Source organism: Anaerocolumna sp. AGMB13025, assembly GCF_029689925.1.
GTDB lineage: Bacteria > Bacillota > Clostridia > Lachnospirales > Lachnospiraceae > Anaerocolumna.
The window spans coordinates 3,059,232-3,072,164 of the sequence record NZ_CP121445.1; the positions used below are offsets into that span (position 1 = coordinate 3,059,232).

The 12,933-nt window shown below is 35.5% G+C and carries 13 protein-coding genes; 10 read left to right on the forward strand and 3 right to left on the reverse strand.

Annotation, left to right across the window (positions count from 1 at the left end):
• Positions 1–530: 530 nt before the first annotated feature.
• From QA584_RS12480 to QA584_RS12495, 4 genes are all read left to right on the forward strand, one after another.
• Positions 531–734 carry an alpha/beta-type small acid-soluble spore protein gene (locus tag QA584_RS12480; protein WP_278274829.1) on the forward strand — a complete coding sequence of 68 codons (204 nt, stop codon included), beginning with the start codon at positions 531–533 and terminating at the stop codon, positions 732–734.
• 330 nt (positions 735–1,064) lie between these two features.
• On the forward strand, positions 1,065–1,619 hold the full coding sequence (gene rsmD, locus QA584_RS12485; protein WP_278274830.1) for a 16S rRNA (guanine(966)-N(2))-methyltransferase RsmD: 555 nt from the start codon (positions 1,065–1,067) through the stop codon (positions 1,617–1,619).
• Between the two features lie 122 nt (positions 1,620–1,741).
• Entirely contained in the window at positions 1,742–2,233 is a 492-nt protein-coding gene (gene coaD, locus QA584_RS12490) for a pantetheine-phosphate adenylyltransferase (RefSeq protein ID WP_278274831.1), read from the forward strand.
• 1 nt (position 2,234) lies between these two features.
• Entirely contained in the window at positions 2,235–2,885 is a 651-nt protein-coding gene (locus QA584_RS12495) for an ATPase (RefSeq protein WP_278274832.1), read from the forward strand.
• A gap of 17 nt (positions 2,886–2,902) precedes the next feature.
• Here QA584_RS12495 and QA584_RS12500 read toward each other — a convergent pair whose 3' ends face one another.
• A complete protein-coding gene (locus QA584_RS12500; RefSeq protein ID WP_278274833.1) occupies positions 2,903–3,949 on the reverse strand; it encodes a transporter in 1,047 nt (348 codons plus the stop codon).
• 305 nt (positions 3,950–4,254) lie between these two features.
• Here QA584_RS12500 and pepF point away from each other — a divergent pair, with 305 nt between their 5' ends.
• Complete coding sequence (gene pepF / locus QA584_RS12505) at positions 4,255–6,060, forward strand: oligoendopeptidase F (RefSeq protein WP_278274834.1); 1,806 nt, start codon at positions 4,255–4,257, stop codon at positions 6,058–6,060.
• Between the two features lie 297 nt (positions 6,061–6,357).
• Here pepF and QA584_RS12510 read toward each other — a convergent pair whose 3' ends face one another.
• Together QA584_RS12510 and QA584_RS12515 are read right to left on the reverse strand one after the other, a co-directional pair.
• Positions 6,358–6,804, reverse strand: coding sequence for a GNAT family N-acetyltransferase (locus QA584_RS12510; RefSeq protein WP_278274835.1), 447 nt, complete (start codon positions 6,802–6,804; stop codon positions 6,358–6,360).
• A 20-nt stretch (positions 6,805–6,824) separates the two neighbouring features.
• The gene (locus QA584_RS12515) at positions 6,825–8,066 is read right to left on the reverse strand and encodes a nucleotidyltransferase (protein WP_278274836.1); all 1,242 of its coding nucleotides are present in this window, start codon (positions 8,064–8,066) and stop codon (positions 6,825–6,827) included.
• 209 nt (positions 8,067–8,275) lie between these two features.
• Between QA584_RS12515 and QA584_RS12520 the strand changes: the two genes are divergently transcribed.
• The 5 genes from QA584_RS12520 to QA584_RS12540 all read left to right on the forward strand — a co-directional run bounded on the left by QA584_RS12520 (position 8,276) and on the right by QA584_RS12540 (position 12,864).
• On the forward strand, positions 8,276–9,016 hold the full coding sequence (locus QA584_RS12520) for a LytR/AlgR family response regulator transcription factor (RefSeq protein ID WP_278274837.1): 741 nt from the start codon (positions 8,276–8,278) through the stop codon (positions 9,014–9,016).
• Positions 9,017–9,038: 22 nt separating this feature from the next.
• On the forward strand, positions 9,039–10,361 hold the full coding sequence (locus QA584_RS12525; protein ID WP_278274838.1) for a sensor histidine kinase: 1,323 nt from the start codon (positions 9,039–9,041) through the stop codon (positions 10,359–10,361).
• A 163-nt stretch (positions 10,362–10,524) separates the two neighbouring features.
• A complete protein-coding gene (locus QA584_RS12530; RefSeq protein WP_278274839.1) occupies positions 10,525–11,121 on the forward strand; it encodes an accessory gene regulator ArgB-like protein in 597 nt (198 codons plus the stop codon).
• Between the two features lie 119 nt (positions 11,122–11,240).
• The gene (locus QA584_RS12535) at positions 11,241–11,387 is read left to right on the forward strand and encodes a cyclic lactone autoinducer peptide (protein ID WP_278274840.1); all 147 of its coding nucleotides are present in this window, start codon (positions 11,241–11,243) and stop codon (positions 11,385–11,387) included.
• 220 nt (positions 11,388–11,607) lie between these two features.
• Positions 11,608–12,864 (forward strand): HD-GYP domain-containing protein, encoded by a 1,257-nt coding sequence (locus QA584_RS12540; RefSeq protein WP_278274841.1) that lies wholly within the window; start codon positions 11,608–11,610, stop codon positions 12,862–12,864.
• Positions 12,865–12,933 lie beyond the last annotated feature (69 nt).

The window sequence follows — 12,933 nt, forward strand, 5'->3', positions numbered from 1 at the left end:
ACTGAATTTCTTTAAACTGAATTTTAACAACTGAATTTTAACAAACTGAATTTCTAAAGCCTGAATTTCAATAAAACCTGAATTTCAATAAAACCTGAATTTCAATAAAACCTGAATTTCAATAAAACCTGAATTTCAATAAAACCTGAATATCAATTAAAACAGAACTGACAATGTTGCAAATTGAAATAGATTGAATTTTAATACTCAATGAATTTTATGGTCGCTGAATAAATTAGATTCAATAATAAGTAGAATTGCAATAAGTGGAATGAATTTAAGTGATATTTACTGAAACCAATCATCAATTAACAGATTCCTTATAAACGAATCGAAACTACGAATTATATGAATCGGATAAACAGATCTCATTAATATGATTCAGATGCGGTTACCATAAATTACATGAATTTTATAAAATAGACTGCACATAATAATAGCGTAACAAACAACAACACAGAACTATTTTGAACCACAAACAAAAAAATTAAACTTGAAGGATTCAAAATAAGTAAATGGAGGCGTTTATTATGGCAAGTAGAAACAGAGCAGAAGTACCACAGGCAAAAGAAGCATTAGATCGTTTCAAGTATGAAGTTGCAAGCGAAATCGGAGTACCTTTAAAACAGGGCTATAACGGGGATTTAACTTCCTACCAGAATGGCAGTGTTGGTGGTATGATGGTTAAAAAAATGATTGCAGAACAAGAAAAACGTATGTCGGGTCAACAGTAATTTTAATATATGAAAACAAAAAACGAAATAATTTAGGATTAGTAATGGTAGATGGGCTGCTTATAAAGTTAAGCAGCTCATTTACTAATTTTATCCTTTCCTTTGCTAAGGAGAAGAACGCCAATTAATGGCAAATCAAAATATCTGTTGAAATATCAACTTTTTTGGGGTAAAATTAATGGATACAATCTAGTAAAAATGCTCTAAAAAGCCAAAAACAAGTTGACAAAATGATTTTATATTATACAATATTAATAGATATTTTAAAAGTTTTCAGATATTTTATCTAATAGGCAATACATAGATTATATGAAGGTAATGGAGCAGACAATGAGAGTAATTGCAGGAAAAGCTAAACGGTTAACATTAAAAACCATCGACGGACTGGAAACCAGACCTACTACAGATAGAATTAAAGAAACTTTATTTAATATGATAAATCAGGAGTTGGCAGATTGTGATTTTTTAGATTTATTCAGCGGAAGCGGTGCGATTGGTATCGAAGCTTTAAGCAGAGGAGCCAGGTCAGCAGTATTTATAGAAAATTCAAAAGCTGCACTTGATTGTATTAAGCTTAATTTACATAATACCGGTCTTTTAGCAGGTGCGATGGTTCTTGCTTTGGATGTAATATCCTCAATCCGAACCCTGGAATTACAGGGAAGGGTATTCGATATTATCTTTATGGACCCTCCTTATAATCAGGGATTGGAACAAAAGGTTTTAAATGCACTGGAACATTCCAGTATCGTATACCGCAATACCATAATTATTGTGGAAGCTTCTATGGATACCAGTTTTGATTATTTAGACAAAAGCAGGTTTCAGATTTATCGGGAGAAAGAATACAAAACCAACAAACATGTATTTATTGAATTAAAATAAGAAACACATAAGATTAGTCTTCTTGGCTAAGATATGTTATAGCAGCTGTAGTTTTTCGCACACATTATTAGCCCCATCCGGCTCGAAGGAAAGACTCGACGCTAGGAAAGGCAGGAATTAAATTGAGAATAGGAATTTATCCCGGAAGCTTTGATCCGGTTACTCTGGGACATTTAGATATAATTTTACGGGCATCAAAATTAGTGGACAAGTTAATAATCGGAGTTTTAAAAAACAGCAGTAAATCACCTTTATTTACTTCGGACGAACGTGTCAGGTTTTTAGAAGAGGTAACAAAGGATGTCCCCAATGTAGCGATAGAAGCTTACCAGGGACTCTTAGTAGATTTTGCTGACGAGAAGAATGCCAATGTAATAGTGAGGGGATTAAGAGCTATTACAGATTTTGAATACGAATTGCAGTTAGCTCAAACGAACCATAAATTAAATCCAAAAGTAGATACCGTTTTTTTAACAACGAGTGTGGAGTATGCTTATCTTAGCTCCAGTACAGTCAGAGAAATAGCCAGTTACGGTGGAAAAATAGAACAGTTTGTACCTGACTGTATTGTACAGTCTATTTACGAAAAATATAACAAATTAAGGAGAGGTTAATATGGGTGCCAGTAGAATAGAGCAGTTAATCGAAGACATTTACGAATTCGTAGAAAGCTGCAGAATGCAACCACTATCAACAACGAAAGTAATTGTACCAAAGGATGAATTATATGATTTACTGGATGAGTTAAGACTGAGGACTCCTGATGAGATAAAGAGATATCAAAAGATTATATCAAACCGGGATGCAATTATTGCAGATGCAGAAGAAAAAGCAGCGGTAATTTTAGCTGAAGCTGGCGAGAAAGCGCATTCTCTTATCAACGATCATGAAATTATGCAGCAGGCTTATGAACAGGCGAATGATATGGTTAATAAGGCTGCAGCAGAAGCAGAGAGGATAATTGCAGCTGCCAATGAAGACGCCAATCAGATCCGGTCCGGAGCCTTAGCTTATACCGAAGATATGCTCTCGGATGTGGAACATATTTTAACCAATGCTTATGATAGCAGCCGTGCAAAATATGAGAATCTGTTAAGCGCCTTAAAAGGCAATCTTGATATTGTTATTAATAACAGGAATGAACTTCTTAACAACGGACAGGAATACAGTGCTGAGGTTAACGAATCAGCCGCCGGGACAACTGAAGGGTATTCCGATGATGATTTTAACTTTGATGAGAATACTTTTCTGGAAGATATTGAATAAATCTAACCAGTTTGTATTCAATATAGTATAAATCTTACATAGATTGCAGTTAGCGTGAATGCAATCAGCATATGAAGTAATTTGGACTTAATATATAAACCGATGGATAGCCTTGTACTATTAATTACACTTTTGGTCTGAGCCGCTCCGGACAGACCGCCAAAAGCTGTAATCATGGTAATCAAGGCTATTTTTGTGCCCATTTCCAGATTTGATAAACTGATGTTGTTTATGCCTGTGGTAATTTCTAAAAAACCGGTGGTCAGAAGTTTTAGATAACCATCACCGGTTCCAAGTGTTGAAATAATCTGAGCCGGTATGGAAAATAATATAATATAGCCTCCTACTTTGGTAATAATCTCAAAGCCATTCATAATGGAATTATCCAGTAAGGAAAAATCAAACTTGGCAGCTTCTGTATTAGCCCTGTTACAATTCTGTCCAAATTCCATTGCAGATAGGGAAAGCTTTCTGTTACCGTTTCGTTTCGGAAACAGACGAAAAAGTATAAAGGAAGATAGGATACCAGATAAATATATAATCAGTAATAAATAAAAACGGATTTCTGGTAGTTTTAGCTGGGAGATTGCAATGTAACTCATAATAAACATAGGACTGGCATTGTTGCAAAAAGCTAAAAGATACTGCCCTTCTTCTTCATCAATGGTTCCTTGGTTTACCAAATCGGCAACTGATTTGGCACCAACTGGTATACCGGATAAAAAACCCATTAAAACCGGATAACAGCCGCCCCGGCTGATTCCAAACAGAAAATGAAAGACCGGATAAAGGATTTTGCTTAAGGGTTTCGTGATTTGTAAGGCTATTACCAGATTGGATACGATAATAAAAGGTAATAAAGTTGGCAGTACGGTATTAAACCATAACAGAAGACCTTTTTTCGCACCCAGGTAAGAGGAGGAAGGAAAAATTAAGATGATAGCCAAAAACAAGACAATTCCTGCTTTCGTATATGATCTTTTATTCTCGCTCGAGGTTTGATTATGCCCATTTTTTTTGCTGAATTTCTTAGATGCTGTATTGATTCCAGTCGTTAAATTCATTTTCTTCCTCCGATAAAAGTATTACTATAATCTATTTAACTGCTGTCCAAGATATGCTTAAGAATTCTATTTACCATAAGGCATCCTGCTTATGATTTTATTATATTGCATAAACTATGTGCATCTTTAGCTGAGAACAGTTAAAATAAGTTAAGTGACTATCATATATCTGGAAAATATGTTATAATACACTAAAATTAAAAATAATAAATGAAACAGGACTGGCGTATAATTATGGGAGGGACTTCTAACCGGTTATCATAATTGGAGCAGAATAAGAAAAGCAGTCCGGGAAAGGAATAAGAATGGATAAGATACAATTGAAAAAAAGAAGTGAAGTAGAAAGCAGACACAAATGGGCAATTGAGGATTTGTTTGCCAGTGAGGAAGATTGGAAAAAAGAATATGCCCAGACAAAAGACCTGATACCTGTAATAAGTAGTTATCAGGGAAGGTTGGCAGAATCGGCGGAAGTTTTACTTGAGTTTTACAAGTTACATGATGAGGTTTCCCTTCATATGGAACGGGTTTATGTATATGCCTATCAAAAATACCACGAGGATACCTCAGAAGGTAAATATCAGGGCTATTCCAATCAAGCCGCGAATCTATCCGTTCAGGTTAGCAGCGCCTTATCCTTTATGGTCCCTGAAATTTTAAGTATACCGGAGGAGACCCTTAACTTTTTTATTGCATCGAATCTGGAATTAAAAAAATATGAGTTTGCTATCAAAGAAATCATAAGGCAAAAGCCCCACACCCTGTCCACAGAGATGGAAGAATTGATTGCTAATACCGGAGAGATGGCAGAATCTCCGGAAAGTATATTTTCTATGTTTAACAATGCCGATCTTAAATTCCCACAGATTGAAAATGAAAATGGTGAGATGGTGGATTTGACTCATGGCAGATACATTTCCTATATGGAGAGTTCTGATCGAAGAGTCAGAAAGGATGCCTTCCAGACTCTTTATGCAACTTATAAAAAGTACAAGAATACCTTGGCTGCAACCTTTAGTGCCAACGTGAAACAGGAAGCTTTTTTTGCCAAGGTAAGAAAGTACCCCTCCGCCATGGAGAAGGAACTAGATAAGAGCAATATTCCTTTATCTGTATATACGAATTTAATCGAAGTAGTACATGAATATATGCCTCTTATGCATCGATATGTTGCATTGCGCAAGAAGCTCTTAGGTCTTACAGAACTTCATATGTATGATTTATACACTCCCATCGTTACAGATGCAGATACGAAGATTAGCTTTGAAGAAGCCAAAGAAATGGTTTATAACGGTTTGGAGCCATTAGGTGATAAATACCGAAGGGTTTTAAAGGAAGGTTTTGAAAACAGCTGGATTGATGTATATGAAAATGAAGGAAAGCGAAGCGGTGCTTATTCCTGGGGAGCATATGGCACTCACCCTTATGTACTGCTTAACTATCAGGATACCCTGGATAATGTATTTACCCTTGCCCATGAAATGGGACACGCGCTCCACAGCTACCATTCGGATGCGGCACTTCCTATTACTTATGCAGGATACCGAATCTTTGTTGCAGAAGTGGCGTCTACTTGTAATGAAGCCTTACTAATGGAATATCTCCTTGGTAAAACAGAGGATAAAAAGGAAAGGGCATATTTACTGAATCATTTTCTGGAACAATTCAGAACTACTATTTACAGACAGACTATGTTTGCTGAATTCGAGATGATTACCCATAAGAAATCTATGGACGGGGAGGCGCTTACTGCCGATACCCTGTGTCAGATTTACCGTGACCTTAATATCTGCTACTTTGGTAATGACATTGTAATAGATCCTGAAATTGATATGGAATGGGCAAGAATCCCTCACTTTTATAATGCTTTTTATGTATATCAATATGCTACAGGATATTCCGCAGCCATTGCCCTTTCCAGAAAAATATTAAAAGAAGGTCAGCCGGCGGTAGAGGATTATATTAATAAGTTCTTAAGCGGCGGCAGTTCCGATTATCCGATTGAACTTCTTAAGAAAGCCGGTGTTGATATGAGTACCAAGGAACCGGTAAAACAGGCACTTACTTTATTCGGACAGCTTTTGGATGAGATGGAAGAATTGATGAAATAAAATTATATTAGCAGCAGAATAAGTTATGAGTAATAAGAAGGTAATAGATTAGAAATAGATCGTTAGAAATGAAACGTTTAGAAATAAAACATATAAGTTAATCCTTATTTTCCAAAAAGAGAAGAGTAAAAATACAAGCTAGCCGTTTAAGCTGCTTCGGTTTTACTTCTTCTCTTTTTGATTTGTTGTAGAATATGCAAAAAATATGTAGATTCTGCAAATGTTATTTACAATTTCATTTATCGTGCTATTATAAAAAGTAGATAGGCTGCGGTTTCAAAATAAAAATATCGGATTTTATGTGAAGGTTTTCTTAAGATAAACCATATCAACTAACTGTACACCGCCTTCGTATATTGGATGGTCATAATTATCCGTAAAAAAATTTTTAACCCGATGAGACACAACAAAACCACAAGATTCATAAAAAGGTATAGTTAAAGGGCTGTCTCCGGTACCTACAAGCATCGTTTTGCATTTGTCTTTGTAGGAATCAAAGATATAGTTAATAAGTTGTTTGCCATAGCCTTTTCCCTGGTATTTTTCATAGGTTGCTATATTTTTTATTTCATACACATCCTCATCTTCCTTCGTAACGACACCTATGCTTTTTAAATCACCATCGTAAAGGGCATACATATCCCCCCGAGCCAGGTACTTATCAATCATGTCTTCTTGTTCATCTGCTAAAAGGAGCAGATCAAGGAATCTTTTTTTATCCTTGGTAATTTTTATTATATGCATTTGGTATGACCTCCTTATAATTATACTATAATAACTCCATGGGTATATTCATCTTTATTTGCAGTCCCGTATTTATTATATATCACCTGATTGTATAGATGAGAGGCAAAGATGTCTTCCCCTAACATGGTTAATCCGGTATTACTGAGCAATTTTTTGGCATCAGCCATTTTTGTAATTACCGGTATCTTTTCGTTTTTAACAATTTCTCGAATCAAATGAGAGGAGGTTCTCTTAAAACCTAACAAGCGGGCATATTGGGTATAACCAGCAGCTTTATAGGTATCAAGATTGTTGGAATACAGATTTAATAAAACATGAATCAACCCCCGGTTGATTCGGGTAAGGGTCCATTGCCTGGTCTTAACCAGCTTTGTCAGCTCTGAAAAGGTCAACCCCTGAATATTAATATCTGTTATCCGGTGGGCTAAATCAGGGGTAATATCGGTATAGGCGGCTAAAGAGTCACTGGTTTCCTGCATTAGTTTATATTGCAGCAACAGGGAGTAATCCTCCTCAAAAACCGGGTAGGACTTTAAATATTCTTCCAGCAATATGTTATATACAGGTTCAGGTATCTGATTCTTTAAATGAGACAGTGACTTTTCTTCCCGGAGATTCTTACGGATTGCAGTAGCACTGCTTATAGAGGATTCCTTAAGGGAGGAGAGTTCCATAGAGTGGTAATCCGCGGATATTCTTTGGATGGTAACAGGCTTTAAGTTACTATTCAGCTTCAAGAGAGATTTAATATATTCGATCCCTAGAATATTGTTGGGGGAAGCTAACACATCAGCACTAATATCTTGTGAGACGGTTTTTATTGCCTCCATTCTGGCAGCAGGAAAGGTTTTTCCGCTTTTTAGGAATTGATTCAATACGGTTTTGTATTCCTGAGGTTCCTCTAATAAGATTGCGGCTGTCTTTTTTAAATGGGTGATATCCCCGCATTCACTTCCAAAGCAGAGAAAATCAATGATACCAAGCTTGTCCAGTAAGGAAACAGCTCCGAGAGCAAATAATTCGGCGCTCGCTGTGGAAAAACAGACCGGAAGTTCAAAAACTAAGTCTGCACCACAGGAAAGAGCCATTTTGGTACGGCTGTATTTATCCATGAAAGCAGGAACTCCCCGTTGTACGAAATTACCGCTCATGACGACGACAACATAATCGGCACCGGTTATTCGTTTTGCTTCCTGAAGGTGGTAAAAGTGCCCATTATGGAAGGGATTATATTCAGTAATCAGACCAACGGTTTTCATAGTGTTACTCCTTATGTGGGTGACGAAATAGTAGACTTATCTTAATAAAATCAGTAATTCCATGATAATATAAGCAGAATTATTTTACAAGTAGCTGTATAAAATAAAAAGGAAATATGCTGCTGTATATCCTGGTAAGAATTTATTACTTCCTTTATTCCCAAAAAATAGTTATAATAGTATTATTGGTAATAAAAGGGGGGATTATTGTGATCAATATAGCTGTATGTGATGATGATATCATGGTTACAGACGAGATGCAGGAAATTATTACTCAATATAATAAAGAAAGGGATGAGGAGATAAGCTGTGATATATTCCATAATGGGGAGAGCCTTATGTCAGAAGAAAAGGAATACGATATTATATTTCTTGATATTGTGATGGCTGGTATAGATGGGATTGAAACAGCAAAAAAATTACGGAAAAAGGATAAAACCGTAGAAATTATCTACTTATCCAGTTATTCCGGGCTAACGAAAGAAGCACTTTCGGTACACGCCTTTGAATATTTGGAAAAGCCTGTTGACAGGGAACAGATTTATAAACAGCTTGACGAAGCTCTGGAAAAAATATTGAGAAAAAAGCTCAATGAGGAATATAAATATCATATCGTGTCTTTTAATGCCGGAAAAAATAGTGTCCGTCTGCCTATAGACGACATTTACTATTTTGAGCGGGTAGACCGCAAACTTAAGGCTGTAACCAAAAAAGGTAATTTTATGCTCTATGAAACCATTGCCTCCATTGAGGAGAAACTTCACCAATATGATTTTGTAACACCTCATCAAAGTTTTGTGGTAAATATTAATAATATGAAAGATTACTTAAAAGATGAAATTATAATGTTAAATTGTGACATTATTCCGGTTGCTCAAAAACGGGCATCGGAAGTAAAACGGACTATGAGAGAATTTTTACAGAAAAAATTGGAACATAGTACGAAATAGTTAAGTTGTCTGAGGTGGAACAATGAATTACATGGTTTTTATCGTAGGATTATTTTTATCCAGCATGGTATCTGTTAGTATTATAATGGATTTTCTGGATAAATTATTTGAAAGAAATAGTAAGAAAAAATTACTATACCATATGGTCAAGGTAGTCTTCATTATTATCCTGGCTGGAGTTAATGCTTTACATAACGGATGGATTAATCTGATTACCGTGATCGGACTCTCAGAATACATTGCCTTTAAGCTGTATTATGGGCGGTCATTAAAACAATTGTTTTACATAATTTGTATTGTTGTTAGTATGGGGGCTTGTGAATCCATCGGGATTGTCCTTTTAAATTACCTATTTGCCACTCTGCCCATAGCGATGGAATCAGAGAAATTAAGACCCTTGTTTAATGTTACCATAAGCCAGGTTTTTGTGATTTTAATCAGCCATGCAGTTATCCTGCAAATTATTAAGAAGAAAAACATCAATGAATTGACTCATCAGCAGTATCTTTTTGCTTTTGGATATGCCCTGTTTAGTATTATCAATATCTATATTTTATCCGTGCTTTTAAAGGATTCCTTTTCTGACGGGGAATTAGTACTGGTACTTATAACAATAACCGGAATTGTAATAATTAATACGCATTTTTTAAAGTTTTTAGAATTTGCCTCAGATAACAATAGGCTTCAATATGAAAACAATCTGTTTCTGCAACAGTCTAAAATGCAGTACCAGTATTATGATAATATAGAACAGCAGTATAGAGAATCCCTAAGTATATTGCATGATGTTAAACGCCATATCAGGGCAATAGAAGAATTATACCGGCATAAAGAGAGCGAAACCGCAGTAGAATACTCCAAAAAAATAAGCCATAAGCTGGATTCCTTCCGATTAAATGATTATACCGATAACCGTATGTTAAACATTATTTTAAATGACAAGATGAGGGTGGCGGAGCAGAAGAAGATTGATTTTTCCTGTAGGATTGAGGAAGTAGATCTTAACTTTATCGATAATATTGACCTGACAACGATATTTGCCAATTTGCTTGATAATGCAATTGAAGCCTGTCAGGATTTAGGAGATGTAGAGAGCGGTAAATCGATTGTAGTGCAGGTTGGTGCTTTTAATAATCTGGTTGTAATTACAATTAAGAATACCTTAAAGGAAACCATATCCGGCGTAGGCAACAATATGAAATCCAGCAAGAAAAACCACAGCGGCATTGGTCTTCCAAACGTTATTAATGTAATTAGTAAATACAACGGTGATTTTAATATCCAAAAAGAAGGAAATATGTTTGTGTGCAGTATTATATTATCCAAGCAGGGACGCCAGGATTAAAAAGTAAACCATGTAGAATAGACAAAAAACATGTAGAATAGACAAGAGATATTGATAATTTTTCTTTTCAAAGATACAATAAAAATTAAGATGCAGAAAGTTCAATGTTCTTATGACCTGCAGATGTGCTGTTCAGGATTAAAAGTGGAGGGGGAGTTTTTACATGTTTGGTAAGGCATCAAAGAGTCTTGCGAACAAGCTGGTAAAGAAGAATATAATTGCAAAAGAAGATTTTGAGGTTTATCAATTCGGCATGGAAACCTTTCTGATGAAAGCATTCCATATTATATCTTATCTGGTGATTGGGGCTGTTTTTTTTAGACTCCCGGAATTATTGGTGTTTCTGGCAGCCTTTATCCCTTTAAGAGAAAGCTCGGGAGGGTATCACGCCGGTACAGCCCTTAAGTGTTACGTTATGTCCTGTGCAACGGTGATTTCCTTTCTCTGTTTTCTTGTTTTTCTGCCGGATAGCATGATGGAATACAGCCTGGTACTGGCTCTGGCTGCAAGTTTATTCCTGTTTTTGATTGTACCGGTGGAAACGGGCAACAAACCACTTGAGGATGCGGAGAGGACTTACTACAAAAGCAAGGCAGGTTTCATCATAATTATCGAATTTGGACTGGTACTGATATTTCGGATGGTTGAATGGAAGGAACTTAGTTTTATTCTGGCCTTAAGTCTGGGTTACGAACTGGTGATTGCATTAGCAGGTTTCTATGTGAATCGGACCATTCCTGGTTGCAAACATGTAGAATAGACAAAAAACATGTAGAATATGCAAATAATCTTGTAAAAAATTCCAAATGAAGTATAATTAGTTATCATGAAGTGACATACATAACACTATAAACCAATCATTTAAATGGAGGTAGCAATATGAAAAATGAAATGGAAAACAAGGTTTTAACTGTAGTATCAAAATTAGCAATGGGAACTGCAAAAAAGACTGCCAATTCAGCTTGCGTATTTTTAGGTTATCAGCCTAAACTGCCACAATCCGTCAATAAACTAAAGAAATTCTAGTGAAAGTACATTAGATTTCAAACATCCATTTTTTTACTAAAATCCTACAATTTTATGTTTTAAATGAATCGGGATATCGCCAATATTAGAATAATATTGGCGATATCCTTTTGGCAGGACTTGCTAGTCCGCTTATCATATGTTACTATGTAAATGAACAATTATAGATAAATTTCGACAAATTACTTAAGAGAAAATTATCAATGGAAAGGAAAACACCATGGATATTATCAGCAGCGGAAATTTAGTGAATATTATTAGAAAAACCTTGAATTTAATAGACGGAAGGCTCATACATCATGGAGAAAGAGTAAGTTATATAATTAATAAGATGCTGACGTATGAAAACCGGTATAAAAAAGATGAAATTCTTTCCTATACTATAGCAGCGCTGCTTCATGATATAGGAGCTTATAAGAATGAAGAACTGGATAAAATGGTCCAATTTGAAACCACGAATGTCTGGGGGCATTCCATTTACGGCTATCTGTTTCTAAAGTATCTGTCCCCCCTTCACAACATCGCAGAAATTGTTTTGTATCATCATCTCGATTATAATAAACTTATAAAACTTAATAGCCCTTATGAAGCTCTGGCAGGTTATCTGAATCTGGCGGACCGGATTGATGTCAGCTTGATGTATCATGAAGATATCGATGTGGATAAACTCTTTATGGAATATTTGGATACCAAATTTTCAAAAAAAGCACTGGATTTATTTAAAGAGGCAGATAAAGAGTACCATATTATCAATAAGTTAAAGGATAATACATATATGAACGAGCTGAATCAGATCTTTGGGGAGGTCAGCTTTGCACAGGATGAAAAAGAAGCTTTTATAAGAATGTTGATATATTCAATTGATTTTAGAAGTGAATATACAGTGATGCATACGATTACTACCGTAAGTATAGCAGATGAAATCGGCATACTTAGAGGGATTAATGAATATGAGAGAGAGATTCTTCATTATGGAGCGCTGCTTCATGATATCGGAAAGATTTCAACACCTATAAGTATCTTAGAAGCACCCAGAAAATTAACGGAGGAAGAAATGGCAATCATGAAGAATCATGTCCTGACCAGTGAATATATTTTAAAGGAATACATTAATCCGGATATTCTTGAGATCGCCATCAGCCATCATGAGAAGATAGATGGTTCCGGATATCACAGAGGCTTAACCGTTAAGGAGCTGACCATACCACAGAAAATTCTTGCGGTAGCAGACATAGTAAGCGCCCTGTGCGGTAAAAGAAGCTATAAAGAATCTTTTGACAAAGAAACGATTCTGACGATTATTAAGAACGATTCCGACAAGGGTAAGCTTTGCCCGGATACAGTCGAATGTGTATCCGCGCATTTTGATGAAATCATGGATAATGTTAACAGAAATACCTTTGAAACGCTGCATATTTATGCCGACATAAAAAAGAAATATAATGATCTGAATGAAAAATTCCTGTCGTTTACATAGGAGACTGGATATGTTTTGGTATATAAAAATATATATTGTGAATTATTTATAAAAATTATTGAATTCTTA